Genomic DNA, 26,438 nt, shown 5'->3' on the forward strand with positions numbered 1-26,438 from the left:
TCATGTTTACAGGCATTGTTCAGGGTGTTGCCGTCATCAACGCCATCAAGGATCACGGCGAACTGAGGACGTTCAGCATCGAGTTCCCCGAACGGTTCACCGACGAGATCGAGATCGGTGCGAGCGTGTCGGTCGACGGCGTGTGCCTGACGGTGACGACCATCCATTCGCCGGCGCTGACCGACTTCGACGTGATGCTGCCGAGCCTGCGGATCACGACGCTCGCCGACCTCGCGACCGGCGCGCGCGTCAACGTCGAGCGGGCCGCGAAGGACGGCGCGGAGATCGGCGGTCATCCGCTGTCCGGTCATGTCGATTTCACGGGGACCATCGCGCACATCGCGTCGTCCGAGCACAACCGGATGATCCGCATCGGCGTGCCGGCCGCGTTCAAGCGCTATGTGTTCGCGAAGGGCTACATCGCGATCAACGGCTGCAGCCTCACCGTGTCGGACGTCAATCGCGACGAAGGCTGGTTCGACGTCTGGCTGATTCCCGAAACGCGCCGCGCGACCACGTTCGACGCGAAGGGCGTCAACGACAAGGTCAACATCGAGATCGAGCGCAGCACGCAGGTCGTCGTGGATACGATCCGCGAGTCGGTCAAGGAAACGCTCGGCGAATTGAACGGCGCCGTCACCGCGTTGCTGGCGGAAAAAGGCATCGATATCGAGGAACTGCTGGCGCGGAACGTCGCGCGGCTGCCGAAGCAGTAAAGGCTGATTAAGCGCGTGCTAGGTGATCCGCTGGATCACCGAGTAACGGCCGCCGTCCGAAAACACCTCGACCCACGGTTCCGATTCCTCGAACGTCCAGAGGACGAGTTCGAGGTCGATCAGTTCATTCCAGTCGTCGTCGGGCCATGGCATGTGCCATCCGCCCGCGACGGCCACCACGCCACCCGTGTAGAGCGGGCATTGCGCCATCCACTCGCGCTCGTAGTCGTGCGCGGCCGCGCCCTTGAAGTTGCCGTTGAATCCCCAGTCGCGCTGCCATCCGTGTGTGTCGAGGTACGCGCCGATCGCGGCGGAGCCGAAGCGAAACACCGCGTCGACCGGCGGAAGCGACAGCGTGTCGGATCGGCACAGCGGGCGGCCGGAACGGACAGGTTGCGTGGAAGTCTCCACGCGGCCTGACGTGCCGCTATCTTCGAGATGGACGTTCAGCCAGACACCGTCGCGTTCGGTGGAAATGCACAACTCGCCGGCATCGACCCCATGCCAGTAGCCGGTGACGGGTTCGCCGTCAGCCGCGAAGCGGTACTGACGGCACGGCCTCGCAAGCCGCCTGGCTTCGGTCAGGAAATCGTCCGACGTCATTGGATGCCTCTCTTTTTAGCGTCCCGGGTATCGCATCGCGCCGCCGCGATCGAACGACATCGACCGCGCCCCCCACCTCACTCCGCCTCCACCCGCGCCCCCTTCCCCACCGCCACGCGCTGCGCGCGATAAATCCCCGCGTGCCCGGAAAACAGATACGCGACGACACAGGCGACGATCGCATACACGCCGATATCCGCGCCGAACAGTTCGATCGCCATGATCGTCGACGCGATCGGCGTGTTCGCCGCGCCCGCGAACACCGCGACGAAGCCGAGCCCCGCGAGCACGGGCACCGGCAGCGCCAGGACCTGGCCGAGCGCATTGCCGAGCGTCGCGCCGATGTAGAACAGCGGCGTCACCTCGCCGCCCTTGAACCCCGACGCGAGCGTGACGACGGTGAACGCGAACTTCCCCGCGAAATCGTAAAGCGGCAGCGGGCCGTGAAACGCGGCCTCGATCGTCGGGATGCCGAGGCCGAGATACTGCGGCACGTTCAGCACGGTCGCGGCCACCGCAACCAGCAGGCCGCCGAGCACCGGCTGCAGCGGCGCATAGCGGATCACGCGGCGAAACCACGCGGTCAGCGCATGCGTCGCGAACGCGAACAGCCGCCCGACCACGCCGAACGCGATGCCCGCAACGACCGTCACGGCCAGCCCGGTCGCCGATACGGCCGGCACGAACGGAATCGCATAGGCCGTGTGATGGACGCCCCACGCGCGGCACACGACGTCCGCGACGATCGCCGACGCGACGCAGGTCAGCAGCGCGTCGTACCGCACGCGCCCGATCGCGAGCACCTCGAGCCCGAACACGGCGCCCGCGAGCGGCGTGCCGAACACCGACGCGAAGCCGGCCGCGATGCCGCCCATCAGCAGCACGCGGCGATGCTCGCGATCAAGCCGAAACAGGTGCGTGACGCGATCGGCGAGCGCGCCGCCCATCTGCACGGCCGTGCCCTCGCGGCCGGCCGACCCGCCGAACAGGTGCGTGACGACGGTCGCGACGAGCACGAGCGGCGCCATCCGCTTCGGCACGAGCGCCTTCGGGTCGTGAATCTCGTCGATCAGCAGGTTGTTGCCGCGCGCGACCGACTGGCCGAAGCGATGGTAGACCCAGCCGGTCGCGAAACCGGCGGCCGGCAGCCCCCACAGCAGCCACGGATGCGCAACGCGCGTACCGGTCGCCCAGTCGAGCGCGATCAGGAACAGCGCGGAAGCCGTGCCGGCGAGCGCGCCGAGCAGCGCGGAAAGCGCGAGCCAGCGCCACACGTAGCGCACGGTCGCGAAAAGATCGGCAGAAGTGGTGAAGAACATGATTTCCAGATTCGACAGAACATCAAAACCTGGGCGGCAGAATACCGGATGGACGGCCTGCGACCTCCTGACGACCCAGGAACACGCAGGCATCATCAGCCGGGCAAACCGGCGGTTGAGGGCCGCACCGCGCGCCACGCGCCGGGAACGACCGCAGGGAGGCATGCCATCTCCGCAGGCCGCAATTGTACGCGACGCCGCGCCACGCATGCAATGCAGCGCCGGCGCACCACGCAACGACGGCGCCTGCCCGATGCGCGGTCAGTCGCGCGGCGCGAGCGCGATCCGCGCGATCAACTGCGGCGCGATCTGTTCGAGCGGCAGGATCGCCGACGCCGCGCCGACCGCCGCGGCCGCCTTCGGCATCCCGTACACGGCGCTGGTCGCCTCGTCCTGCGCGATCGTGTAGCAGCCCTTCGCCCGCATCGCCTTCAGGCCGAGCGCGCCGTCGCGTCCCATGCCCGTCAGCAGCACGCCTAGCGCGTCACCCTGCCAGCCGTCCGCGACGCTGTTGAAGAACACGTCGATCGACGGCCGGTACGGCGTTTCGACCGGATGCCGCGTATAGCCGAGCACACCGCGCGGCGACAGCATCAGATGGTCGTTGGTCGCCGCGAGCAGCACCGTGCCGGCTTCCGGCATGCTGCCCTGCCGCGCGACGCGCACCGGCAGCCGCGTATAGCCGTCGAGCCATTCGGCCATCCCGTACGCGAAGGCCTGGTCGACGTGCTGGACGATCACGATCGCGGCCGGAAAATCCGCCGGCAGCGCGCGCAGCAGCGCGGTGAGCGCGGTCGGCCCGCCCGCCGACGCGCCGATCGCGACGAGCGTCGGCTGTCCGCGCGCGGGCGTCGGCCCCGGCGGCACGAGTGCCGCGCTGCGGCTTTCGAGCAGCCGGCCGATCTGGTCGATCTTCGCGAGCAGCGCCTGCGGCGACGCGTCGGTCGACAGCCCGAGCGCGAGCGTCGGCGTATCGACCGCGTCGAGCGCGCCGGCGCCCATCGCCTCGTACACCGACGACGTGTTCGCGCTGACGCTCGCCGTCACGATCAGGATCGCGCACGGCGCGCGCGCCATGATCCGGCGCGTCGCGGCGACGCCGTCGACCTTCGGCATCACGAGATCCATCAGCACGACGTCGGGCGGATGCGCGACGCAGAAATCCACCGCCTCGTCGCCGTCGGTCGCGACCCACAGCACGCGATGGTCCGCGCGCAGCGCGATCACGCGGCGCAGCGCCTCGACGGCCAGCGGCAGGTCGTTGACGATGCCGATGTTCATGCGCGTGCGTCCCCGATCAGGTCGTGCACGGCGTCGAGCAGCGCTTCGTCGTGAAAGCTGCTCTTCGCGAGGTAGTAGTCGGCGCCGGCATCGAGCCCGCGGCGGCGATCCTCGTCGCGATCCTTGTACGACACGATCATCACCGGCACCCGCTTGAGCATCGGGTCGCCCTTGATCAGCGTGACGAGTTCGATCCCGTCCATGCGCGGCATGTCGACGTCGGTCACGACGAGATCGAACGCATCGCTGCGCACCGCGTTCCACCCTTCCATCCCGTCGACCGCGACCGTCACGTCGTAGCCGCGCTTTTCCAGCAGCTTGCGTTCGAGCTCGCGCACCGTCAGCGAATCGTCGACGACGAGCACGCGGCGGCGCCGGTCGGCCAGCGCGAGCTGCGGATCGCGCGTGACCCGCGCGAGCTGGCCGCCGCGCACGAGCTTGTCGACCGAGCGGATCAGGTCCTCGACGTCGACGATCAGCACCGGGTCGCCGTTCTCGAGCAACGCGCCGGCCGCGATGTTCTGGATCTTGTGCAGGCGGCTGTCGAGCGGCTGCACGACGAGCATCCGTTCGCCGAGGAAGCGGTCGACCGCGACGCCGTACAGCTCGGGTTCGGCGCCGACGACCACGACCGCCGTGCTGGCACGGGTCACGTCGGGTTCGCCCGCGTCGAGCAGCTGGTGCGCGGCGACGAGGCCCGCGCGCCGGCCGTCGAACGGAAAATGCGGCTGCCCTTCGAGCACGTCGATGTCGTCGTGCGAAAGCTCGAGCGTGCGGCGCACGTGGGCGAGCGGGAACGCATACGGCTCGCCGCCGACCTCGACGAGCAGGCTGCGGATCACCGACAGCGTGAGCGGCAACTGCAGCACGAAGCGCATGCCGGCGCCCGGCTCGTTGAAGATCCGCACCGCGCCGCGCACGCCGCGCACCATCTCCTGCACCGCGTCGAGGCCGACGCCGCGCCCCGATACGTCGGTCACCGCATCGCGCATCGAGAAGCCCGGCAGCAGCAGGAATTCGAGCAGTTCGGGGTCGGACAGCCGCGCGGCCGTCTCGTCGTCGGTCAGGCGCTGGCGCACGACGGCCGCGCGCAGCGCGTCCATGTCGACGCCCGGCCCGTCGTCGATCACGCTGACGAGCAGCGAGCCGGCGCTGTGGCGCGCCTCGAGCGTGACGCTCGCCTCGGCCGGCTTGCCGCGCGCGCGCCGCGCGTCGGGCGAATCGACGCCATGGTCGATCGCGTTGCGCAGCAGGTGGCCGAGCGGCGCGTCGAGCAGGTCGAGGATGTCGCGATCGACCTGCGTGCCTTCGCCGACGATCGAGAAACGCACCTGCTTGCCGAGCGAGCGCGCGAGATCGCGGACGATGCGCGGATACGCGCGCGTCGCGTCGCCGAACGGCCGCATCCGGCACTGCAGCGCCTCGTCGTACAGCTGCTCGGCGATATGCGTGCTGCGCCGCTCGAAGCGGTCGAATTCGTCCATGCGCTCGGCGAGCGAGCGCTGCAGGTCGTTGAGCATGTGCCGCACTTCGTTCATCGACGCGAGCATGCCGTCGTCGAGCTCGTCGGCGAACTGCTCGACCATCAGGTCGAGCGAACGGGCCGCGTCGCGCTGCGCGCGCTTCACGCGCAGCATCGATTCGGCGAACGGCTTGAGCCAGCGCGATTCGACCAGCGATTCGCCGGACAGGCTCAGCAGCCGGTTCAGCGTATCGGCGCGCACGCGGCGCATCGCGCCGGCGCCCGCCACCCGGCCGGCCTGGACCGGATCGGGCACCGGGCTCGACACGGCGAGCGGCGGCACCGCGGCGCTCGCGCCGACCGGCTCGTTCGCGGCGCCGTCGTGATCGCGATACGGCACGAACGACGGCGGCATCGGCACCGGCGGCGGCACGGCGGCCGGCGCCTGCATCGTCTGCGCGCCGTCGGCGCCCGTCAGCGCCGCCGCGAACACGTCGATCTCGGCCTGCGACACGGGTTGCCCCTGCGGATCGCCGACGCGCACCAGCAAATCGACGCCGGCCAGCAGTACGTCGACGTGCGTGGCCGTCAGTGCGATCGTGCCGGCCTGCGCGGCGACGAAGCATTCCTCCATCCGCCCGGCGATCTCGACGCCGAGCGGCACGCCGACGATGCGCGCGGCGCCCTTCAGCGAATGCGCGGCGCGCATGCACGCCTCGAGCGCGACGGAATCGGGCTCGCCCGATTCGAGCGCGAGCAGCCGCTCCGACAGCGCCTGGGTCTGCGTACGCGTCTCCTCGCGATACAGCTCGAGCAGCGACAGGTGGCTCAGGTCGTCATCGCCGCTCATCGCATGCTCCGTGTCACGGCATCGAACAGACGATCGTCGTCGAGCAGCCCCACCGACTTGCCGCGCCACGACAGCACGCCGCGCGACAGGCCGGCGCTCGCGCGCCCGACCGTCGCAGGCACCGGCACCCAGTCGGACGCGCCGAAGCGCAGCACGCCCTCGACTTCGTCGACCGGAAACACGACCGGTTCGCCCTGATGCGCGGCCACCAGCAGCCGCGTGAAACGGCCGTCGCCTCCGCCCCCGCCGTTGCCGGCCTTGCCGGCATCGAGGCCGAGCAGCGCGCCGATCGAGATCGCGATGCGCAGCGTGCCGCGGATGTTGACCACGCCGCGCACGGCCGAATGGCGGCGATACGGCAGCGAGTGGATCGGGCGCGTGCCGGCGATCTCGCGCAGCACGCCGATCGGCAGCGCGAGCCATTCGTCGGCCACCCGGAACGCGAGCGCCGCATGGCGCGTATCGCCGTCGTCGTCGCCCGCGCGCGCCGTGCCGAGCGCACTCATACGGCGCGTGACGTCCGCCATCTCGGCCACGTCGAGCGGACGCTCGAGCAGCTTCGCCGCGTGCGACGCGTAGACCGGGCAGTTCAGGCAGCGCAGGCAGTCGTTCAGCCGCTCGCACGAGCGGTCGCCGCGCGTGCCGATCCGGTTCCAGCAATCGTCGACGTCGAGCGTCGCGTCGTCAGTGGCAGCGGCGCGGTTCATCAGAATTTTCTCCGAGAGACCCCGCCATTGATGGCGGGAAGGAAAGGCGTGCTGTTGACAGGCAGCTTCTTCCACGAGTTAGGATCACCGGCATGATCCTTGTCTACCGCTACCGGGTGAAGTCGCTCAACGGACTGCTCAACAAGCAGAGCCGTGCGGTGAACTACGTCTGGAACTTCTGCAACGACACGCAGAAGCACGCGCTCAAGTGGGGCAAGAAGTGGCCGACGGGATTCGATCTGAACGTGCTGACGACGGGGAGCAGCAAGGCGCTTGGCATCCATTCCGGCACGGTCAACGCGACGTGCGAGCAATACGCGAAGTCGCGCAGCCAGCACCGTCGGCCCTACCTGCGCTATCGCGGCAGGAAATCGCTGGGCTGGGTGCCGCTGAAGGGCCGTGACCTGAAGCGCGAGGGTGACGCGTTCCGTTTCGCTGGCAACACGTTTCGCGTGTTCAACAGCCGAACGCTTCCCGAAGGCAAGATCAGGGATGGAACCAACTTTGCGCAGGATGCGCGTGGCAACTGGTTTCTCAACATCGTGATCGAGATACCCGATGTTCAGGCCCGCCCGATCCGTTCCGGCGTCGGCATCGATCTCGGCTTGAAAGACTTCGCCACACTTTCGACGGGCGAGAAGCTGCCCAATGACCAGTTCGGTCGACGAGCGGCGGAAAAGCTGGCGAAAGCGCAGCGAGCACGAAAGCACAAGCGACATATCGCGAAGCTGCACGCCAAGGTCGCGAACGCCCGAGCCGATTTCCAGCACAAGCTCGCGCTCGAGCTGGTGTGGCGCTTCGATTACATCGCGGTCGGCAACGTATCTGCCGTCAAACTTGCCAGAACCAGGATGGCGAAGAGCGTCTACGACGCGTCCTGGTCGTCCTTCCGAAACAAGCTCCGCTACAAAGCGATCGCGCACGGAGTCACGTTCGAGGAAGTCGACGAAAGCGGTTCGACCCAGTCCTGTTCGGCGTGCGGGTCGCAAGCCAGCACGACGCGGCCGAAAGGTATCGCGGGACTGAGAATAAGAGAGTGGACCTGCAGTGACTGTGGTGTCGAGCATGATCGAGATACCAACGCTGCGCTGAACATTCTCCGATGCGGACGTGCATCGCCAGGTGTGGGAATCTTCCGCCTTTAGGCGGAGGAGGACGTCAAGGGTTCCTCTGGTCATCGCGGTGTCGGTCCCATTTCCCGTCGTCGTGTCAGCCGGCCGAACGCCGGGCGCGTTCGAGCAGCCATTGCGCGCCCGCGCGATCGCCGCCGACGTCGAGCAGCGTCGCGAGATGCGTCAGCGCCTCGTGATGCGTGGGGCGCAGGTACAGCGCCTTCCGGTAGAAGTCGCTCGCTTCCGCGGCGCGGCCGCGCGCATCCGCGATCAGTCCGTTCAGGTAGAACGCATCGGCATGCGGGCCGACGCGCGCCGAGAACTGCGCGAGCACGCGCTCGGCCTCGTCGAACGCGCCCGCGTTCGCCAGGGCCTGCGCATCCTCCAGCGTCGGCGCATCGTCGATCGTCGGCGCGATCCCGTCGTAGGCCGGGGCGGCCGCCACGGCGGTCGCCGCCGCCAGAGAGGCCCGCGCGTCGACTGCGGCAGCCTGTAAGGCCGGCGCCGCCGCGAACGGCTGGCGCACGTCGCCGAGCCAGCCCGGCGGCGCGACGGCCACCACCGGGCGCGGCGCGGCGAGCGGTGCGACCGTGAAGCGCTCCGCGCGCCGGTCCGGCGCCGCCGCGGACAGCGGCGCAACCGACCGGGCCGCGCCTGCATCGGCCGCCGCACCGGCCGGCTCGCGATGAAACGCGAACGCGAGCGGCACGCGCGCCGAGCGCATCCCGTGCCGCATCGCGACGCCCGTCTCCGCCGGCCCGACGAACAGCATGCCGTCGTCGGCAAGACGCGCGTCGAGCGAGCGGATCGCGCGATCCTGCGCATCGCGGTCGAAATAGATCAGCACGTTGCGGCAGAACACGAAGTCGTAGCGAATGCCGTTGTCGGCCACCGGTTCGACGAGGTTCGCGTGACTGAACTGCACGCACGCGCGCACGCGCTCGTCGAGCAGCCAGCCGTCGCGGGTCGGCGTGAAATACCGCGTACGGAACTCCGTCGCCGTCCCGCGGAACGCATTGCGCCCGTAACAGCCGAGCCGCGCCTGTTCGATCGCGCGTGCGCTGAGGTCGATCGCGTCGATCGCGAAGTTCGCCGGCTCGAGCCCCGCATCCAGCAACGCCATCGCCGCCGAATACGGCTCCTCGCCCGTCGAGCACGGCGCGCTCAGCACGCGGATCACGCGGCCGGGCATCGCGGCGACCCGTTCGGCGGCCTGCCGCGCGAGCGTCGCGAACGCTTCGCGGTCGCGGAAGAACCACGTTTCCGGGACGACGAACAGCTCGATCAGCGCGCGCCGTTCGTCGGCCGACGCGTTGAGCTGCTGCCAGTACGCGTCGAGCGCTTCCGGCGTGACGGGCGGGCGCGCGGCCGACGGCACGCGCTCGCCGTCCGCCTGCAACGCATGCACGCGATCCGTCAGCGCCCGCATCAGGAAATCGTTGCCGAGCGAATCGGCGTCGATGCCGGTCTCGCGCAGCAACCAGCCGCGAAAGCGCGATTCGGACGCGTTCATGCGAATTCCTCTCCGTGGCCCGACGGGCCGTCGAACAGATACAGGCGCGCCACGTCGTCGATCAGGTCGGACACCGACAGCTGCTGCACGACGCCGTCGGGCGTGTTCGCGACCCGCCCGAGCCAGCGCGTGCGCGCGGTCGAGACGCCGCTGGCGCGGAATGCCGCGCGGTCGATCCGCATCGTCTGCGTCGCACGCTCGACGATCAGGCCGATCGTGCGCTCGCCATCGGCGTGACCGGAGCGATGACGGACCATCACGAGCCGCGTCGAGCGCAGCGCCTGCGCGCGCCGCCCAAGCGCCAGCATCGGCACGTCGATCACCGGCACCGGCTGGCCGCCGCGCATCAGCAGCCCGGCGATCCAGTCGGGCGCACCGGGCACCGCCTTCATGATGGCGAGCGGCAGCACCTCGTCGATGCCGGCCGCGTCGAGCGCATAACGCTCGCCGTCGAGCTCGAACATCAGGAACAGCGCGTGCGCGCCGTTCTGCGGATCGGCGCGCGTCACGCGTCGACCTTGAAGCGCGACACGCTGGTGCGCAACTGGTTCGCGACGAGCGTCAGGTCGTCGATCGCCTGCGACGACTGGCGCAGCGACTCGGCCGTCTGCTGCGCGGCTTCCGACAGTTGCGACAGCGCCTGCGTGATCTGCTCGGCGCCGTTCGCCTGCGTCTGCATCCCTTCGTTGACCATCTGGAAGCGCGGCGCGAGCGTCTGCACCTCGGCGATGATCTGCGACAGCTGGCCGCCCACCTGCTGCACGTCGAGCATCCCGCGGCGCACTTCCTCGGAGAACTTGTCCATCCCCATCACACCCGCCGACACGGCCGACTGGATTTCCTTCACCGTCTGCTCGATGTCGTAGGTCGCCACCGCCGTCTGGTCGGCCAGGCGGCGGATCTCGGTCGCGACGACCGCGAAGCCGCGACCGTACTCGCCGGCCTTCTCGGCCTCGATCGCCGCGTTCAGCGACAGCAGGTTGGTCTGGTCGGCCACCTTGGTGATGGTCGCGACCACCTGGTTGATGTTCAGCGCCTTTTCGTTGAGGATCGCGAGCTTCGCGTTCACCGAGCCGGCCGCGTCCATCACGCTGCGCATCGTCTCGCCCATCCGCGTGAGCCCGCTCTGGCTCACGCCCGCGAGCGTCGCCGACTGCTCGGCCACGCCGGCCACCTCGTTCATCGTGCGCAGCAGGTCGCGCGACGTCGCGAAGATCTCGCGCGAGGTCGCGCCGATCTCGGTCGTCGTCGCCGCGGTCTCGTTCGCGGTCGCCTGCTGCTCGCGCGACGTCGCGGCGATCTCGGCCACCGACGTCGTCACCTGCAGCGACGACTGCTGCGCGCGCGACACCAGCTCGGTCAGCTCGTCGGCCATCCGGTTGAAGCCGGTCTCGAGCGTGCCGAATTCGTCGCGGCGGCGCAAATCGAGGCGATGGGTCAGGTTGCCGGTGCGCATCACGTCGTGCACCTCGACGAGCCGCGCCATCGGCACCGTCACCGAGCGGTACAGCATGTAGCCGAGCCCGAGCGCGGACAGCAGCATGAACGCCAGCGCGGTCGCGAGCACGATCTCGGTGTCCTGCACGGATTCGCGGATCAGCTTCGCGGACTGCTCCGCGAACTTGCGGTTCTCCTGCACCAGCACGTTCGCGTTGCGCACGACCTCGGTCCATGCAGGCAACGCTTTCGCGTACGCGGCGACCGCCTCGGCGTGCGATGCGCGGCTGTTCTGCACTGCTTCGTTCAGCAACGGCACGTAGTGATCGTAGGCGCCGCGGAACGCCATGAAGCGCTGCCGGTCGTCGTCGCGGAACGTCGTGTTCTGGTAGTCCACCGACATCGACTCGATTTCCTTCAGCGCGTCGGCGATCTTCGCGAGATCGCGCTGCGCGGCGTCGGGCTCGGTGTCGACGAAGATGCCGCGCTGCAGCAGCGTGAACGACTCGTTGACCGCGCCGCGCAGCGACGATGCAAGGTAGACGCCGGGCAGCGAGTCGCGCTCGATGCTGACGGCTTCGGCGTTGATCGCGCGCAGTCGCTCGTACGACACGCCGGCGGTCACCAGCATCAGCACGAACAGCACGCCGAAGCTGAGCAGGATGCGATTGCCGAGCGTCAGCCGGGCGGCGCCGATCGTCGGATGCAGGCTTTCATTGGTCGCGCGGGGCGTCAAGGTGGCCATGTTCGTTATGGGCTTTCTAAATTCAGCGTTGAAAAATCCGCGCCCGCCTGGCGCGCCGGTCGGCGCGCCACGAGCGCATCGGGGTCCCGCGGGCGGCGCGGCGCCGGCAGGCCGCGCCGCGACATCATCGCTCCGCTTGCGCCGGCAGCCGAAGCGCGACCATGAAGCCGCGCGCCGTATTGCGCATCAGGATCTGGCCACGATGCCGCGCCGCCGTCGCGCGGACGAATGCGAGACCGAGGCCGAAACCGCTGCGCGCCGCGCCGTGCGCGGATTCGAGCTGCACGAACGACTCGGTCGCGGCCGTGCGCTGCTCCGGCGCGATGCCGGCGCCGGCATCCTCGACGCCGATCAGCCAGACGCCGTCCTCGCCGCTCAGCGTGCAATGTACGTCCATCCCGGCCGGCCCATACTTCAGCCCGTTGTCGATCAGGTTCGCGACCGCGCGCGTCAGCATCATGCGGTCGCCCATCGTCACGCATTCGGTATCGGGCACGCACGCGCTCACCCGGCAGCCGAGCCCGGCCGCCTTCTCCCACAGCTGGTCGACGGCGTCGAGCACGATCTCGTTGAGACTCACGACCTCGTGCGCGCGGCGCTCGGACTGCGCGCGGGTCAGGTGGATGAAGCCGTCGGCGAGCGCGAGCGCGCGCCGTGCATGGCCGGCGATGCGCTCCATGATCGCCGGCATGTCGCCGTGCTCGGCCCGGTAGACGTCGAGCAGCGCAAGGATCGACGTCTGCGGCGAACGCATGTCGTGCGACAGGAAATCGAGCGCCTCGTCGCGCTGCCGCGACATCAGGTACGAATTCGAGTGATAGCGGATGCGCGCGGTCAGCTCCATCGCGTCGGGGAGCTTCACCAGATAGTCGTTCGCGCCGGCGATGAACGCCTCGCGCTTGACGATCGGCTCCTCCTTCGCGGACAGCACGATGATCGGCACGCGCGCGGTGCGGGGGTCCGCGCGCCACGCGCGCACGAGATCGAGGCCGTCGATCTCCGGCATCACGAGATCCTGCAGGATGACCGTCGGCTTCACGTCGCGCGCGACCGCCATCGCCCGGTGCGCGTCGGTGCACACGTGCAGGTCGATGTCGTGCTCGCTGCGCAGCGCGCGGCGGATCACCTCGCCGACGAACGGCTGGTCGTCGACCAGGAGGACCGATAAGCCCGATTCGAGGCAATCCGAGGCATTATCACTGCTCGATTCTTTCATAAATACAGTTTCAAACGCCGAATCTCCAATCGATTCTTTCATAGGAGTTGTTTATCCGACTTGGACGCTATCTTATATTGGCAGTTGGAAAAACCCGCCTGATTCCGCCGATTTGGCCTGTCGGCACTTCCTTGCGGGGCTTTGGACGCCGCCTGTTTCCCCGTCGACGGCCCGCATTACCTCCGCATTCTTTCTCTCAATAAACATAACCGGCTGATTCTAAATGAAATTAGAACACAGCATCTATCTCCTTCCGGTTTAGTTTTGCCAAATATGCAGAAAGAGACGGAATCAGATAAATCAGATCATTTCCGGATTCGAAAGACGATAACGTTTGCGAGACCGGCGCCATGAGGTTTGCATGCGCTGCAAGGCTGGTGGCGGGCCGTATCAGGGTGTGTATTGGGGCCGGATTAAAAGAGTCGCAAACGGCAGGCGGAAGAAGAAAAAATCGCGCGACGAGCGCGCTCGACCCCGCCGTTTGAGGGCCGACAGGACGCCGGCCCGTGCGCCCGCCTACCCGCGCGCGTGCTGCGCGGACACTTCCTGCAGGTCGAGGTCGCGTTCGAGCGTGTGCAGCATCTCGTCGTGGATGCGCCCCGACCGATGCAGGCGCAACAGTTCGGCGCGCCCGGCCCGGATCGCGGCCAGCACCACGTCGTAGTGCGCGGTGCGCACTTCCGCCGGATACGCGGGCTCGTTCTTCGACCGTTCGGTCAGCTCGGCGCGATACGTGTACTGCTCGAGCAGACGCGGATGGATCACGACGCCGTGCGCGTCGCGCACGAGCGGCTGGATCGCCGCGAGCTGCGCGGCCTCGACGTACGCCCACGTCTGCGGCTCGGTCAGGTGGTGCGCGGCGCGCTCCTCGCGCGGCGGCAGGCGCAGCAGCCGGATCAGCGGCCCGATCGTCGTGCCCTGCAGCAGCACGGTCACGAGGATCACCGCGAACGATGCGACCAGGATCACGTCGCGGCCGGGCAGCGCCTCGGGCAGCGACAGCGCGATCGCCAGCGTCACCACGCCGCGCATCCCGGCCCAGCTCATGATCGTCGCGGCCTTCCAGTCGGGCGCGTCGCCGCGCCGCACGAGGCCACGCACCGGCCACTTCAGCGCCTCGACCGCGTAGATCCACACGAAGCGCGACACGATCACCGCCGCCAGCACCGCGAGCACCGGCGGCACCATCGTCGCGAGCACCTGCTCGAAGCCGCCGAGCCGGTGGATCGCGCCGCGCAGCGACAGCCCGATCAGCACGAACACCATCGCCTCGAGCAGGAACACGATGACCTGCCAGAACGCGGTGCCGCGCGTACGCACGGCCGCCGAGAACACCTCGTGCTGATGCCAGCCGACGATCATGCCAGCCGTGACGGTCGCGATCACGCCCGACACCTCGACCATTTCGCCCGCGATGTACGCGATCCAGCCGGCGATCACCGCGACAGTGATCACGAGATAGTCGTCGTCGAGCAGCTTCAGGAACCAAACCACAAGCTTGCCGACCACGAAGCCGACCACCACGCCGCCGAGCCCGAGTTCCGCGAAACGCACGACCGCATGCTCGAGGCTGAACGCGCCGGTGAGCGCGGCCGCGACCGCGAAGCGGAACAGCACGAGGCCGGCCGCGTCGTTCAGCAGGCTCTCGCCTTCGAGCAGGACCATCAGCCGGCGCGGCAGCGCGACCCGTTCGAGCACGGCCTTCGCGGCGACCGCATCGGGCGGCGACACGATCGCGCCGAGCGCGAAGCACGCGGCCCACGGCAGCGCCGGCACCACCCAGTGCACGGCGAAGCCGACCGCGAACGTCGTGAACACGACCGCGCCGATCGCCAGCATCAGGATGCCGCCGACGTTGCGCTTGAACTCTTCCCACACGGAGAAGTACGCGCCGTCCATCAGCAGCGGCGGCAGGAACACCAGCAACACCAGCTCGGGATCGAGGTTGATCGGCGGCAGGCCGGGGATGAACGCGATGCCGATGCCGCCGATCAGCAGCGCGGCGGCGGGCGGCAGCCTCAACCGCTTGGCGATGCATTCGAGCGCGACGATCGCGAGGAATGACAATAGAACCAGCTTGAATGCCGAGACGGGGGACATGAATCGACCTCGTGAAGAATGAATTTGCGCGTTCCGGCGTCGTACCCCGGTCGGCAGTTTCGCGCGATTACATCACGAGGGAAGGCCCGTAGTCGAGCCTGTTGCGAGCGGCCGCCGCGCGGGACACGCGCGGCGCCGTGCCGCTGCGCGCGCCGCCATGAAAACGGCACGCGGGCGGCCCGATCGCCCGCCCGCCCGCGTGCCGCCGCGGCGCCGCGCTGCCTGCCGCGCGTTACCGGCGCCGCACGACCATCAGCCGCGGCTCGGTCATGTCCTCGATCGCATAGCGAATGCCTTCGCGGCCGAGACCGGAATCCTTCACGCCGCCGTACGGCATGTTGTCGACGCGGAACGACGGCACGTCGTTGATCACGACACCGCCGACCTCCAGCTCGTCCCATGCGCGGTGCGCATGCGTGAGCGAATCGGTGAACACGCCGGCCTGCAGCCCGAAGTCGCTGTCGTTCACGCGCGCGAGCGCGTCGTCGAAGCGGTCGAACTTCTCGAGGATCGCGACCGGGCCGAACGCCTCCTTCCGGTACAGGTCCTGCTCGCGCCCGACGTTTTCCAGCAGCGTCGCCTCGAACATCGCGCCGTCGACCTTGCCGCCCGCGACAATCTTCGCGCCCGCCGCGACGGCCGCGTCCATCCAGCCCGACAGCCGGTGCGATTCGGATTCGGAGATCATCGGGCCGACGAACGTCGACGGATCCTTCGGATCGCCCATCTTCAGCGAACGCGTCTTCGCGATCAGCTTCTCGCGCAGCGCGTCGTACAGGTCGGCATGCACGAGAATCCGCTGCACGCCGATGCAGCTCTGGCCCGACTGGTAGTATGCGCCGAACGCGAGCCGCTCGACCACGTAGTCGAGCCGGTCGCGCTGGTCCGCATCGACGATCGCCGCCGCGTTGCCGCCCAGTTCCAGCACGACTTTCTTCTTGCCGGCCTTCTCCTTCAGCGCCCAGCCGACGGCCGGCGAACCGGTGAACGACAGCAGCTTGAAGCGCTCGTCGGTCGTAAACAGGTCGGCGCCGTCGCGATGCGCGGGCAGCACCGAGAACGCGCCCTTCGGCAGGTCGGTTTCCGCGAGCACCTCGCCGATGATCAGCGCGCCGATCGGCGTGCGGCTCGCGGGCTTCAGCACGAACGGGCAGCCGGCCGCGAGCGCGGGCGCGACCTTGTGCGCGGCGAGGTTCAGCGGGAAGTTGAACGGCGAGATGAACGAGCACGGGCCGACCGGCACGCGCTTCATGTAGCCCGTATAGCCCTGCGCACGCGCGGAGATCTCGAGGTTGACGATCTCGCCGTCGATGCGCACCGATTCCTCGGACGCGACGCGAAACGTATCGATCAGCCGCGTGACTTCGCCCTTCGAATCGTTGATCGGCTTGCCGGCCTCGATGCACAGCGCCTCGGCCAGCTCGTCGAAACGTTCGCGAAAGCGCGCGATGCAATGATCGAGCACGGCCTGCCGCTTGTAGGCCGGCATCTCGCGCATCGGCTTCGTCGCGTCGACGGCCGCTGCGATCGCAGCATCGATCGCCTTCGCGTCGGCCAGCGCGACGCGCGTGGCGACCTTGCCGCTGAACTTGTCGGTCACCTCCAGATCGGTGTTCGCGTAGACGGCTTCGTTGGCGAGGTAGTACGGATAGGTTTCCTTCAACATGGAACGACTCCTTCCTGTGAACGGGAATTCAAAGTTGCGCCGACAGGCGCTTGATCTCGCGGTTCAACACGCGCTCGTTGTCCGAATAGTCGATCGGCACGTCGATCACGTGCACGCCCGGCGACGAGAAGCACTCGCGCAGCAGCGGCTCGAGATCGTCGGCCGACTCGACGCGGTGCCCGTGCGCGCCGTAGCTTTGCGCGTACGACACGAAATCGGGGTTTTGCAGCGTCATCGCGAAATCGGGGAAATTCATGTTCTCCTGCTTCCAGCGGATCATCCCGAACGCGTCGTCGCGCACGATCATCACGACGATGTCGAGCTTCAGCCGCACGGCCGTTTCGAGCTCCTGCGAATTCATCATGAAGCCGCCGTCGCCGCACACGGCGATCACCTTGCGCTGCGGATGCACGATCTTCGTCGCGATCGCCGACGGCAGGCCCGCGCCCATCGACGCGAGCGCGTTGTCGAGCAGCAGCGAGTTAGGCTCGTGCGCACGCCAGTAGCGCGCGAACCAGATCTTGTACATCCCGTTGTCGAGGCAGACGATGCCGTCCACCGGCAACGCGTTGTACAGGTCGTTGACGATCCGCACCGGATACATCGGAAAGCGCGGGTCGTGCTGCCCTTTCTGCAGATGCGCGTCGAAATGCGCCTTGATCATCCTGAAGCGCTCGAAATCCCAGTGCGATTGCGGCGTCACCGCTTCCTTCATCTGCCACACCGCGTTCGCGATGTCGCCGACCACCTCGATCTGCGGAAAATAGACGGGATCGACCTGCGCGCCGAGGAAGTTCACGTGGATCACGGTCTTGTCGTCGGTGCGCATGAAGAACGGCGGCTTCTCGATCACGTCGTGGCCGACGTTGATGATGCAATCCGCGTGCTCGATCGCGCGGTGCACGAAGTCGCCGTCGGACAGCGTCGCGTTGCCGAGCCACAGCGGGTGCGTCTCGTCGATCACGCCCTTGCCCATCTGCGTCGTGAAGAACGGGATGCCCGTCCTGTCGACGAATTCGAGCAGCATCTTGCAGGTGGTCTTGCGGTTGCCGCCCGCGCCGATCATCAACAGCGGATGACGCGCGGCCTGGATCGCGTCGACCGCATGCGCGACCGCCTTCTCCTCAGCCACCGGCCGCCGGCTGTAGCTGCGCGGGATCGGCTTGCCGTCGCCCTCCTCGTGCGCGATGTCTTCCGGCAGTTCGAGGTGCGCGGCGCCCGGGCGCTCTTCCTCTGCGCGGCGGAACGCCTCGCGCACGGCCGACGGGATGTTGCCGATCGACACGATCTGCCGCGTGAACTTCGTGAGCGGCTGCATCATGTCGACCACGTCGACGATCTGGAAGTGGCCCTGCTTGCTGGACTTGATCGGCTTCTGCCCGGTGATCATCAGCATCGGCATCCCGCCGAGCTGCGCATACGCGGCGGCCGTCACGAAGTTCGTCGCGCCCGGGCCGAGTGTGGCAAGACACACGCCGGTGCGGCCCGTGAGGCGGCCGTAGGTGGCGGCCATGAACCCGGCCGCCTGCTCGTGCCGGGTCAGCACGAGCTTGATCTTCGATCGCCGCAGCGATTCGAGCAGATCGAGGTTTTCCTCGCCGGGAATGCCGAACACGTACTCGACGCCTTCGGCTTCCAGCGCCTTCACGAACAGATCCGATGCTTTCATGGGACTCTCGGTTATGCCGCCTGCCCGGCCTACGGACACGCGGCGTTCAGGACGCGCGCCGGCCTACGGCACGCGGACGCCTTACCTACTGGACACAAACCACGGCACTGCTCGCCGCGCAACACACGATGCTCGATGCTCGATGCGTGACGCGCGGCGGCGCCTCCGGATGCCGGAGGACGAACGGACTCGCCCGCACGCGGCGGGCGCGCACGGGCGGCAAAGACGCTTTTGATTGTAGACGGATTCGCGGAATTCCGGCTTCGGCCGGATGGCCGGCTGCGGCCTCGCGACGGGATCGGCCTGACGGCCAATTCGACCTCAAACGACGCGCGCGGCGCTACGGTAGGCGCAACCGATTCCATTCATCGAACATGTGAACCATGGTTGACATCCTGCAATCCGTGCCCTACAGTGCGCCTACGTACAGCATCCGGACCACCGACGTCTTCGACGCCTGGTTTGCCGGCCTGCCCGATCGCCTTGCCCGGCGCCGCATCCAGGCGCGCATCGACCGCCTGTCGATGGGCAATCCGGGCGACTGGAAATCCGCGGGCTCCCCCGTCGTCGAAATGCGTATCGACCACGGCCCCGGCTATCGCATCTATTACGCGAGGCGCGGAACGATATGGGTGATCCTGCTCTGCGGCGGCGATAAATCGACGCAACGGGCCGACATACGCGCCGCGCACGCAATGCTCGCGCACCTCGACATGGAGTGAACGATGGACAAGATCAACACGCGGCCGTGGGATTCGGCCGAACACCTGAAAACCGAAGACGACATGGCCGAGTACTTCGACGCGTGCCTGCAGGAGGGCGGCGACGATCCGGCCTTCATCGCGCATGCGCTCGGCGTGATCGCCCGCGCACGCGGCATGTCGCAAGTCGCGCGCGATGCGGGCCTGTCGCGCGAAGGGCTGTACAAGGCGCTGTCGCACGACGGCAATCCGAGCTTCGGCACGATCCTGAAAGTCATCAAGGCGCTCGGCCTGCAATTGCACGGCGCAAAGGCGGCCGCGTAACCCGGCGACGCACCGCAGCGCATCGCGGCGCGGGCGCAACGCGCGTGCCCGCGTCAGTGCAGCCACCCGGCCGCCCAGCGCGGCGCGAGCGACACCAGATACAACCCGAGCCCGATCAGCCCGCCGACCAGCGTGCCGTTGATGCGGATGTATTGCAAGTCCTTGCCGATGTTCAGCTCGATCTGTCGCGACATCTCGCGCGCATCCCAGTTGCGCACCGTGTCGCGAATGTGACGCATCAGGAAATCGGCGAAATCGGGCGCCATCTCGTGCACGGCCTTCTCGACGTGCTCGTTCAGCGACGCGCGCAGCGCCGGGCTCTCGGCGAGCCGTGCGCCGAGCCAGCCGCCGAGCGTCGCGGCCTGCCGGTGCAGCGCCGAATCGGGGCGCGCGAGATCGGCCTTCAGCCACGCGCGCAACTGGTCCCACAAATCGCGCACGTAGTCGTTGAACGCATCGCCGTCGCGAATATAGCGCTTGATCTCCTCGCCCTTCTCGATGAACGCGGGGTCGTGCTTCAGCCGCTCGGTCAGCCGCACGACCGTCCGGTCGAAGCGTTGCCGCAGCTCGTGCTCGGGGTCGGCCGCGACGCCCTCGAGCACGCGGCTCACCGCGCTCGCGAGCATCCGCGCGCCGTTTTCGCCGAACCACTGCGTCGGCATGATCTTCTCGACCTTCGGATATTGCGTCTTCAGCCATTCGACGATGAAACCCGCGATCACCTCGCGGTTTTCTTCCTTGTCGAGCACGTCGACCACCTGTTCGATCGCGTCGTCGAGCAGCGCCTGGTGGCGGCCGTCCTTCGTCAGCGTGTCGAGGATCGCGCCGGCCGATTGCGACAGGTCGACCCGGTCGATCACCGCGCGGAACGCATCGTGGACGAACGACTGGATCCGCGCGTCGTCGGTCATGTCGAGCGCGAAGCTCATCAGCTTCGTCACGTAGCCGCCGAGCGCGTCGGTGTTCGCCGGCTCGCCGAGCCATGCACCGAGCTTCTGCGCGGGATCGTGCTGGCGGATCTGCGCGGCGAGCGCGTCGGGGCCGAGGAATTTCTCGCGCACGAACACCGCGAGGTTGTCGGCGATCTTGTCCTTGTTCTTCGGGATGATCTCGGTATGGCGCGACACGAACGGGATCGGCACGCGGCGGAACAGCGCGACGACCGCGAACCAGTCGGCGAGCGCGCCGACCATCGCGGCTTCGGCGACCGCCTTGAAGCCGTCGACCCACGGGCCGCGCGGCAGCAGGATGGTCGTGACGAACACCGCGACGGCGGCCAGCAGCAGCCATAGCGCGCGGCGCTTGCTGCGTTTCAGTTCGAGGGCTTTGTCTGGCGTCATGGAGGACGGGCGGATCGGCGATGCCGTTAATATCCCCGATTTCGACGCCACCGACAAACCCGTAGCCGGCGCGGGCGTGCACGATGCATGCGTGCCGCCCGCGCCGCGCCGCTACATGAACGTCTTCAGATTGACCGCCGGGTCGGCCAGCTTCACCGGATCGGGCACCGCGCCTGCGGCGATCAGCCGCCGCGACGCGCCGATGTCGCGCCCGAGGTTCGCCGCGGCCACCGCGACGATCTTCCCGTCGTCGCCGAGCCCGAACACCGTGAACGGCCCGCTCGCCGGATCGCCGCGCACGACGATCGTGCGTTCGCTGCCGAACAGCCCGAGCATCTGCAGGTTGCAGTCGTACTGATCGGACCACAGCCACGGCAGCTCGGCATAGCGCTCGTCGGCGCCGAGCAGGTTCGCGGCCGCGACGACCGGCTGGTTTTCGGCCACCTGCCACGATTCGATCCGCACATGCCGCCCGAGCAGCAGATTGAAGTGCATCGTCACCTCGCCCGCCGCGAAGATCGCGGGATCGGCCGTGCGGCAGCCCGCGTCGACGCGAATCCCGTTATCGACGTCGAGCCCGGCCGCCTGCGCGAGCTCGACGTTGGGCACCACGCCGATGCCGACCACGACGATGTCGGCCGGCACGTCGCCGCGATCGGTCTCGACGATCGCGCCACCGCCCGGCGCGCGACGAATTGCACGCGGCAGCGTCGCCATCTGAAAGTTCACGCCACGCGCGTCATGCAACCGACGCGCATAAGCACCGACCACTTCCGGCAACGCGCGCTGCAGCAAGCGCGCGGCCGGGTCGATCACCGTCACGTCGCAGCCGAGCTGACGCGCCGCCGCCGCGACTTCGAGGCCGATGAAGCCGCCGCCGAGCACCGCCATGCGACGCCCGGGCGCCAGTTGCGCACGCAACGCACGCGCATCGTCGACCGTGCGGACGTAGTGCACGGCGACACCTTCGTCGATCGCCCCGCCGAACGTGCGCACGCGCGAACCCGTCGCGAGCACGAGCTTGCCGTACGGTAACGACGCACCGTCGTCGAGCCGCACGCGCCGTGCATCGCGCTCGATCGCATCGACGCGCGTGCCGAGCCGCAACTCGATGCGCTGCGCGTCGTACCACGCGGCATCGCGGATGAACGCGCGCTGTTCGCCGCCGTCCGTCAGCAGCGCATCCTTCGACAACGCCGGCCGGTCGTACGGCAGCTCGCGCTCCGCGCCGATCATCACGATACGCGCCGCCGCATCGCGTTCGCGCAGCGCTTCGGCCGTACGCCGCGCCGCGTGGCCGGCGCCGACGATCACGAACGGGTCAGCCGACATTGACTTCCACCTGCCCGTCGACGATCCGGATCGGATAGGTCCGCACCGGTTCGGTGATCGGCGCGCATTTCGGCGCGCCCGTGCGAATGTCGATGAGCCCCTGGTGCAGCGGGCATTCGACGCAGCCGTCCTCTACGTAGCCTTCCGACAAGCGCGCGTGACCATGCGAACACAGGTCGTGCATCGCGAACAGTTCGTCGCCGATCCGGAACACGGCGATCGGCTTCTGGCCGGCGACGCGCGCCGCCGGTTCGTCTTCGGAGAATTCGTCGAAAGCGCCGAGCGGATGCCACTCGGCCAGCGTTGCTTCAGTCATGTCGATTCCTTGCTTCGTCAGAGCGGTCAGATCGGCGTCGCGAGCAGCGTCTGCACGCGCGACGTGTCGTAGATCACGCGCTTGGTCTTGTAGCGCAGCCCGTCCGGCGTACGCACGACCGTGTCGTAGTACTTGCCGGCCTGGTACACGTTCGATTCGCCGTTGCTGCGCGTCTGCACGACCACGTAGTTGCTCTCGGTATCGAACTCGCCGTCGCGTTCGGCGACGATCGTCAGGCCCGACGTCATGTGCCGGTACGTGTGCTCTTCATAGATGTTCGCGTGCCGCAGCGACACCACGCGGTCGCGCAGCATCCGTTGGTTCGTGCAATGGACGATCCCGACCGGCAGCCCGAGATCGGCGTTCTCCTTCGGCACGATTTCGTACGTACAGTCCTCGGTGAACATCTCCGGCCAGTGTTCGAGCCGATCGTTGTCGAGGTGCCCGATATAGCGGTTCTGGAGCATGTAAATCTCGAACCACGTCTTCATGTCTTCCGTCATTTTTTGCTCCCGCGTCAATAGCCCATCAGCTTCTGGTAGCCGACCCAGAACTTGCGGATCAGGCTCTCGGTGATCACCGTGTCCTGTTGATCCGGATTGCCGCGCGACATCTCGATCACCGACGTCGCATCGGCGTCGCGCACCGTGCCGCGCTGCACGAGCTCGGTCGCTTCGGTGTCCTCCATCGAGATGTAGCCGGCCGGCCCGACGAGATTCGCCTGCTTGATGCGCAGCGCGCGCAGCTCGGGCGTGTCGTCCGCATAACCGAAGAAGTGGAAGATCAGCTCGAAGTTGTCGGGGCCCTTCGGCAAAATCTGCCGCGCGACCAGCGTGTTGTGGATCTGCTGGATCACGAGCTGCGGGAAGATCGGCTGGATATGGTTCGTGCAGTCCTCGTCGTATTCCGACACGAGATCGAGGATCGATTCGTCCTCCAGATGGAAGCCCTCGTCGAACGACCGAATGTTCTGCTGCTTGTACGCGGCCGACGTATCGTCGCCCGTCTTCGTCACCGTGATGATGCTGTGCAGCCCGTGATTCGCATCCGGAATCGAGCGCGCCTTCATCCCGACGCGGAAGATGTTGAAGGTCGTATGGAACAGATGCAGCATGCTCGCGTGATACGGGTCCTTCACGTTCTCCATGTACAGCTTCCAGTTCGACTTCGAATACTGGCGCGTGCAGCCGAGATACTCGATCGGCTTGTGGAAGATCCGGTCGATCCACGGACGCATCTGCTCGCCGAGATACTCGGGCAGCGGCGCGACTTCATCGCTGAAAGTCGCGAACACGAGCCCGCGATAGCTGTCGACGCGCAGCTTGCGCAGCCCGTGCTGCTTCGGATCGAAATCGGCCGGCATCCCGGTCATTCCCTTCTGGCCGCGCCGGAACGGCACGCCGAGCAGGTTGCCCTGGTTGTCGAAGCTCCACTGGTGATACACGCACGTGTGCGAGCTCGCGTTGCCGCGCGACTTGCGGCACACCTGCGCGCCGCGGTGCGCGCAGCGGTTCACCCACGCGGACAGCGCGCCGTCCTCGGTGCGCGTGACGACCACCGGCGTGTCGCCGACGAACGTGCTCTTGAAGTCGCCGGCGTTCGGGATTTCGGCTTCGAGCGCGACGAAATTCCACGTCGGCCCGCGGAAGATGCGTTCCTGCTCGCGATCGTAGACGGCCCGCGAGCTGAACACCTTGTACGGCACGCGCGAGCCGTCGTCGTGCGGGAAGCTCACGTCGGATGCGTCGCCGCGTGAGGCGAAAACGACGGGCGATTCTGTCTGCTCCATGTCGGACTCCTTGTCGATCCGTTGCGTTGAATGCATGGAGCCGATTTTTGAAAAGCTAATATTCGGCGTCTATCCGGAAAGTGCGATTGCGGCGGCGCAATATCCACTTTCGGCGGATTTCTGCGCTAGCATGACGGCACACGCGACCCGGCGCACGATCGCGACCCATTCGTCTGATCGAAGCGCGCGTCGTCCATACCAAGGCTGAGGCCCATGTCCCCAACGTCGTTCGAGCCGCTCGCGCTACGCGCGCACCGGCTGTTCGAATCCCGCGATCTCGACGAGACGCGCGAGCGGATCTCGCGCGTGATGCAGCCGCACGCGCTGCTGCCGAGCGGCCGCGTACGGGGCGCGTCGCACATGGATTTCGTCCGGCTGGGCGGGCTCGGGATCGGCACGATCGCGTTCGGCGACGCGATGCGCGTGCAGGTCGACGCCGTCGACGGCTATTACCTGCTGATGTTCTGCCTGTCCGGCCAGGCCGAAGTGCGCGCGATGGGGCGGCAGCTCGGCGTCGACGGGCAGACCGGCGTGCTGTGCGCGCCCGGCGAACGCTTCGACGCGGTGCTGTCGGCCGATTGCGAGCAGTTCGTGCTGCGCATCGACGCGGCGACCGTCGGCGCGCTGACCGGCGACCCGCGCACGACGCTCGACCCGGTGCTGCACGTCAGCGACGCCGCGCTCGCCGCGTGGCGCCAGCAGCTGATGCTCGTCGCGCGGTCGCCCGAGCTGCTCGAACGCGCGAACGCGAACCCGCGTGTCGCGTCGCAGCTCGAGCATCTGCTGATCGACCTGCTGATCGAAGGCCATCCGCCGTCCATGCTGCAGGCGTCGCACCGCGACCCGGCGCCGGGCTTCGTGCGGCGCGCGCAGGAATTCGTCGATGCGCACTATGCGCAGCCGCTGCAGCTTGCCGATATCGTCCAGGCCGCCAACGTGCCCGAACGGACGCTGCGCGACGCGTTCCTGCAATTCCGCGGGATGAGCCCGATGCAATACCTGCGTGCGACGCGGCTCGCGCACGCGCGCGAACTGCTGCGCGGCGCGGCAGCCGACCGGCGGATCGCCGATATCGCGCTCGATTGCGGGTTTACCCATCTCGGGCGGTTCGCGATCGCATATCGGGAAAGGTTCGGCGAATCGCCGTCGGAGACGCTCGACGCGCAGCGTCAGGCGTGACGGTCGTCCCGCTGCGCTTGCGCACCACCCTCACCACGCGGCGGCTTACTCGCCGGCTTTGACCGTGCCGGAACGGCTCTCGTCGCACCGCCCTGTCGGAATTCGGCTGCGCGTCCGGGATCGACCGTTAGTTGCAGTTCATGACGTCACGCCGCCGGCACGATCATCTCCCGCGCGATCGCACAGAACGCGGCCGTCGCCGCGCTTTCGCCATGCAGCCGGCGGCTCATGATGATCGGCGACGTCGCGCCCGGCTCCGGCAAGCGCCGATAGACGACGCCCTTCACGCGCACGCCCTCCACGCTCTCCGGTACCAACGACACGCCCACCTGCGCGGCGACGAGCCCGAGCGCCGTCTGCAGCTCGCGCACCTCGTGCACGGCCGCCGGCACGACCGCGCCGTCGCGCAACGCCGACAACTGCTGATCGGCGAAGCTCGGCCGCGGCGTGCTCGGGTAGACGATCATCGTCTCGTTCGCGAGATCCGCGAGCGTCAGCGGCCGGGCCGGATCGGCGAGCCGATGCCCGACCGGCAGCGCCGCGATCAGCTTTTCCTCGATCAGCGCCTCGCGCACCAGTTGGTCGTCGTCGAAGCGCAGGCGGCCGAACCCCACGTCGATCCGCCCGCCCTTCAGCGCGCCGAGCTGTTCGAGCGTGAACATTTCGATCAGCGACAGCTCGACGTCCGGCTGCGCCTCGCGAAACGCACGGATCACGTCCGGCAGCGCGCCGTACAGCGCCGACGGCACGAAGCCGATCACGATCCGCTCCGACGACTGCGCGAGCCGCCGCGTCAGCGGCCCCAGTTCGTCGGCCTGGTCGACCAGACGTTTCGCCTGCGCATAGAACACGCGCCCGGCATCGGTCAGTTTCAGCGGCCGCGCGCCGCGCTCGAACAGCGGCAATCCGATCTCTTCCTCGATCGCCTGGAGCTGGCGGCTCAGCGGCGGCTGCGTCATGTGCAGGCGCTCCGCGGCCCGCGTGATGTTCATTTCCTCGGCGACGGCGATGAAGTAACGGAGCTGGCGCAATTCCATTTCATGCCTCGAAGGTATGGAAGT

Annotated in this window: 23 protein-coding genes and 1 riboswitch; of the genes, 5 read left to right on the plus strand and 18 right to left on the minus strand. The window is 67.9% G+C overall.

Going from position 1 to position 26,438, the window contains the following annotated elements:
- The first annotated feature begins 2 nt into the window (after positions 1-2).
- Positions 3-716, plus strand: a complete 714-nt coding sequence (locus KR541_RS17090) for a riboflavin synthase subunit alpha (RefSeq protein WP_216089662.1) — start codon at positions 3-5, stop codon at positions 714-716.
- Positions 717-734: 18 nt separating this feature from the next.
- On the opposite strand, the gene KR541_RS17095 is transcribed toward KR541_RS17090, so the two are convergent.
- The 5 genes from KR541_RS17095 to KR541_RS17115 form a co-directional block, all read right to left on the minus strand.
- Complete coding sequence (locus KR541_RS17095) at positions 735-1,319, minus strand: hypothetical protein (protein ID WP_204384124.1); 585 nt, start codon at positions 1,317-1,319, stop codon at positions 735-737.
- 77 nt (positions 1,320-1,396) lie between these two features.
- Positions 1,397-2,638: a voltage-gated chloride channel family protein gene (locus KR541_RS17100; RefSeq protein ID WP_050017377.1), complete on the minus strand. Its 1,242-nt coding sequence runs from the start codon at positions 2,636-2,638 to the stop codon at positions 1,397-1,399.
- 79 nt (positions 2,639-2,717) lie between these two features.
- A riboswitch (Fluoride riboswitch) is annotated at positions 2,718-2,821 on the minus strand.
- 78 nt (positions 2,822-2,899) lie between these two features.
- On the minus strand, positions 2,900-3,919 hold the full coding sequence (gene cheB, locus KR541_RS17105) for a chemotaxis response regulator protein-glutamate methylesterase (RefSeq protein ID WP_050017378.1): 1,020 nt from the start codon (positions 3,917-3,919) through the stop codon (positions 2,900-2,902).
- Entirely contained in the window at positions 3,916-6,231 is a 2,316-nt protein-coding gene (locus KR541_RS17110) for a hybrid sensor histidine kinase/response regulator (protein ID WP_089489115.1), read from the minus strand. Before KR541_RS17110 ends, cheB begins: the two co-directional genes overlap by 4 nt.
- Positions 6,228-6,938, minus strand: coding sequence for a chemotaxis protein CheW (locus KR541_RS17115; protein WP_050017380.1), 711 nt, complete (start codon positions 6,936-6,938; stop codon positions 6,228-6,230). The genes KR541_RS17110 and KR541_RS17115 overlap by 4 nt, the downstream gene beginning before the upstream one ends.
- A gap of 92 nt (positions 6,939-7,030) precedes the next feature.
- Between KR541_RS17115 and KR541_RS17120 the strand changes: the two genes are divergently transcribed.
- Positions 7,031-8,083, plus strand: a complete 1,053-nt coding sequence (locus KR541_RS17120) for an RNA-guided endonuclease InsQ/TnpB family protein (protein ID WP_089489114.1) — start codon at positions 7,031-7,033, stop codon at positions 8,081-8,083.
- 64 nt (positions 8,084-8,147) lie between these two features.
- On the opposite strand, the gene KR541_RS17125 is transcribed toward KR541_RS17120, so the two are convergent.
- The 7 genes from KR541_RS17125 to KR541_RS17155 form a co-directional block, all read right to left on the minus strand.
- Positions 8,148-9,563: a CheR family methyltransferase gene (locus KR541_RS17125; RefSeq protein ID WP_089489113.1), complete on the minus strand. Its 1,416-nt coding sequence runs from the start codon at positions 9,561-9,563 to the stop codon at positions 8,148-8,150.
- Positions 9,560-10,072, minus strand: coding sequence for a chemotaxis protein CheW (locus KR541_RS17130; RefSeq protein WP_089489112.1), 513 nt, complete (start codon positions 10,070-10,072; stop codon positions 9,560-9,562). Before KR541_RS17130 ends, KR541_RS17125 begins: the two co-directional genes overlap by 4 nt.
- Positions 10,069-11,745 (minus strand): methyl-accepting chemotaxis protein, encoded by a 1,677-nt coding sequence (locus KR541_RS17135; RefSeq protein WP_050017383.1) that lies wholly within the window; start codon positions 11,743-11,745, stop codon positions 10,069-10,071. Before KR541_RS17135 ends, KR541_RS17130 begins: the two co-directional genes overlap by 4 nt.
- A gap of 124 nt (positions 11,746-11,869) precedes the next feature.
- Positions 11,870-13,003, minus strand: coding sequence for a hybrid sensor histidine kinase/response regulator (locus KR541_RS17140; RefSeq protein ID WP_089489111.1), 1,134 nt, complete (start codon positions 13,001-13,003; stop codon positions 11,870-11,872).
- A gap of 474 nt (positions 13,004-13,477) precedes the next feature.
- A complete protein-coding gene (locus KR541_RS17145) occupies positions 13,478-15,061 on the minus strand; it encodes a Na+/H+ antiporter (protein WP_216089663.1) in 1,584 nt (527 codons plus the stop codon).
- Between the two features lie 232 nt (positions 15,062-15,293).
- Positions 15,294-16,727, minus strand: a complete 1,434-nt coding sequence (locus tag KR541_RS17150) for an aldehyde dehydrogenase family protein (protein ID WP_204384123.1) — start codon at positions 16,725-16,727, stop codon at positions 15,294-15,296.
- Positions 16,728-16,755: 28 nt separating this feature from the next.
- Positions 16,756-18,396, minus strand: coding sequence for an acetolactate synthase large subunit (locus KR541_RS17155; protein ID WP_124631273.1), 1,641 nt, complete (start codon positions 18,394-18,396; stop codon positions 16,756-16,758).
- A 383-nt stretch (positions 18,397-18,779) separates the two neighbouring features.
- On the opposite strand from KR541_RS17155, the gene KR541_RS17160 reads away from it, so the two are divergent.
- On the plus strand, positions 18,780-19,118 hold the full coding sequence (locus KR541_RS17160; protein ID WP_050017388.1) for a type II toxin-antitoxin system RelE/ParE family toxin: 339 nt from the start codon (positions 18,780-18,782) through the stop codon (positions 19,116-19,118).
- Positions 19,119-19,121: 3 nt separating this feature from the next.
- Positions 19,122-19,421 carry an addiction module antidote protein gene (locus tag KR541_RS17165; RefSeq protein WP_050017389.1) on the plus strand — a complete coding sequence of 100 codons (300 nt, stop codon included), beginning with the start codon at positions 19,122-19,124 and terminating at the stop codon, positions 19,419-19,421.
- 53 nt (positions 19,422-19,474) lie between these two features.
- Here the strand turns inward: KR541_RS17165 and KR541_RS17170 are convergent, their stop codons facing one another.
- From KR541_RS17170 to andAc, 5 genes are all read right to left on the minus strand, one after another.
- Complete coding sequence (locus tag KR541_RS17170; protein WP_069618588.1) at positions 19,475-20,761, minus strand: DUF445 domain-containing protein; 1,287 nt, start codon at positions 20,759-20,761, stop codon at positions 19,475-19,477.
- Positions 20,762-20,872: 111 nt separating this feature from the next.
- Entirely contained in the window at positions 20,873-22,093 is a 1,221-nt protein-coding gene (andAa, locus tag KR541_RS17175) for an anthranilate 1,2-dioxygenase system ferredoxin--NAD(+) reductase (RefSeq protein WP_216089664.1), read from the minus strand.
- Complete coding sequence (gene andAb / locus KR541_RS17180) at positions 22,083-22,409, minus strand: anthranilate 1,2-dioxygenase ferredoxin subunit AndAb (protein ID WP_039344765.1); 327 nt, start codon at positions 22,407-22,409, stop codon at positions 22,083-22,085. Before andAb ends, andAa begins: the two co-directional genes overlap by 11 nt.
- Positions 22,410-22,435: 26 nt before the next feature.
- The gene (gene andAd, locus KR541_RS17185; RefSeq protein WP_006479528.1) at positions 22,436-22,912 is read right to left on the minus strand and encodes an anthranilate 1,2-dioxygenase small subunit AndAd; all 477 of its coding nucleotides are present in this window, start codon (positions 22,910-22,912) and stop codon (positions 22,436-22,438) included.
- A 14-nt stretch (positions 22,913-22,926) separates the two neighbouring features.
- Positions 22,927-24,198 carry an anthranilate 1,2-dioxygenase large subunit AndAc gene (gene andAc / locus KR541_RS17190; RefSeq protein ID WP_050017393.1) on the minus strand — a complete coding sequence of 424 codons (1,272 nt, stop codon included), beginning with the start codon at positions 24,196-24,198 and terminating at the stop codon, positions 22,927-22,929.
- 213 nt (positions 24,199-24,411) lie between these two features.
- On the opposite strand from andAc, the gene andR reads away from it, so the two are divergent.
- The gene (andR, locus tag KR541_RS17195; protein ID WP_050017394.1) at positions 24,412-25,377 is read left to right on the plus strand and encodes an anthranilate 1,2-dioxygenase regulatory protein AndR; all 966 of its coding nucleotides are present in this window, start codon (positions 24,412-24,414) and stop codon (positions 25,375-25,377) included.
- 146 nt (positions 25,378-25,523) lie between these two features.
- Here the strand turns inward: andR and KR541_RS17200 are convergent, their stop codons facing one another.
- The gene (locus KR541_RS17200; protein ID WP_050017395.1) at positions 25,524-26,414 is read right to left on the minus strand and encodes a LysR family transcriptional regulator; all 891 of its coding nucleotides are present in this window, start codon (positions 26,412-26,414) and stop codon (positions 25,524-25,526) included.
- Positions 26,415-26,438 lie beyond the last annotated feature (24 nt).

This window comes from Burkholderia sola (genome assembly GCF_905400185.1).
GTDB lineage: Bacteria > Pseudomonadota > Gammaproteobacteria > Burkholderiales > Burkholderiaceae > Burkholderia > Burkholderia sola.

Bases quoted from the DNA above. Each gene is read 5' to 3' on its own strand.
- KR541_RS17090 (WP_216089662.1), top strand. From the start codon at position 3: ATGTTTACAGGCATTGTTCAGGGTGTTGCCGTCATCAACGCCATCAAG.
- KR541_RS17095 (WP_204384124.1), bottom strand. From the start codon at position 1,319: ATGACGTCGGACGATTTCCTGACCGAAGCCAGGCGGCTTGCGAGGCCG.
- KR541_RS17100 (WP_050017377.1), bottom strand. From the start codon at position 2,638: ATGTTCTTCACCACTTCTGCCGATCTTTTCGCGACCGTGCGCTACGTG.
- cheB (WP_050017378.1), bottom strand. From the start codon at position 3,919: ATGAACATCGGCATCGTCAACGACCTGCCGCTGGCCGTCGAGGCGCTG.
- KR541_RS17110 (WP_089489115.1), bottom strand. From the start codon at position 6,231: ATGAGCGGCGATGACGACCTGAGCCACCTGTCGCTGCTCGAGCTGTAT.
- KR541_RS17115 (WP_050017380.1), bottom strand. From the start codon at position 6,938: ATGAACCGCGCCGCTGCCACTGACGACGCGACGCTCGACGTCGACGAT.
- KR541_RS17120 (WP_089489114.1), top strand. From the start codon at position 7,031: ATGATCCTTGTCTACCGCTACCGGGTGAAGTCGCTCAACGGACTGCTC.
- KR541_RS17125 (WP_089489113.1), bottom strand. From the start codon at position 9,563: ATGAACGCGTCCGAATCGCGCTTTCGCGGCTGGTTGCTGCGCGAGACC.
- KR541_RS17135 (WP_050017383.1), bottom strand. From the start codon at position 11,745: ATGGCCACCTTGACGCCCCGCGCGACCAATGAAAGCCTGCATCCGACG.
- KR541_RS17140 (WP_089489111.1), bottom strand. From the start codon at position 13,003: ATGAAAGAATCGATTGGAGATTCGGCGTTTGAAACTGTATTTATGAAA.
- KR541_RS17145 (WP_216089663.1), bottom strand. From the start codon at position 15,061: ATGTCCCCCGTCTCGGCATTCAAGCTGGTTCTATTGTCATTCCTCGCG.
- KR541_RS17150 (WP_204384123.1), bottom strand. From the start codon at position 16,727: ATGTTGAAGGAAACCTATCCGTACTACCTCGCCAACGAAGCCGTCTAC.
- KR541_RS17155 (WP_124631273.1), bottom strand. From the start codon at position 18,396: ATGAAAGCATCGGATCTGTTCGTGAAGGCGCTGGAAGCCGAAGGCGTC.
- KR541_RS17160 (WP_050017388.1), top strand. From the start codon at position 18,780: ATGGTTGACATCCTGCAATCCGTGCCCTACAGTGCGCCTACGTACAGC.
- KR541_RS17165 (WP_050017389.1), top strand. From the start codon at position 19,122: ATGGACAAGATCAACACGCGGCCGTGGGATTCGGCCGAACACCTGAAA.
- KR541_RS17170 (WP_069618588.1), bottom strand. From the start codon at position 20,761: ATGACGCCAGACAAAGCCCTCGAACTGAAACGCAGCAAGCGCCGCGCG.
- andAa (WP_216089664.1), bottom strand. From the start codon at position 22,093: ATGTCGGCTGACCCGTTCGTGATCGTCGGCGCCGGCCACGCGGCGCGG.
- andAb (WP_039344765.1), bottom strand. From the start codon at position 22,409: ATGACTGAAGCAACGCTGGCCGAGTGGCATCCGCTCGGCGCTTTCGAC.
- andAd (WP_006479528.1), bottom strand. From the start codon at position 22,912: ATGACGGAAGACATGAAGACGTGGTTCGAGATTTACATGCTCCAGAAC.
- andAc (WP_050017393.1), bottom strand. From the start codon at position 24,198: ATGGAGCAGACAGAATCGCCCGTCGTTTTCGCCTCACGCGGCGACGCA.
- andR (WP_050017394.1), top strand. From the start codon at position 24,412: ATGTCCCCAACGTCGTTCGAGCCGCTCGCGCTACGCGCGCACCGGCTG.
- KR541_RS17200 (WP_050017395.1), bottom strand. From the start codon at position 26,414: ATGGAATTGCGCCAGCTCCGTTACTTCATCGCCGTCGCCGAGGAAATG.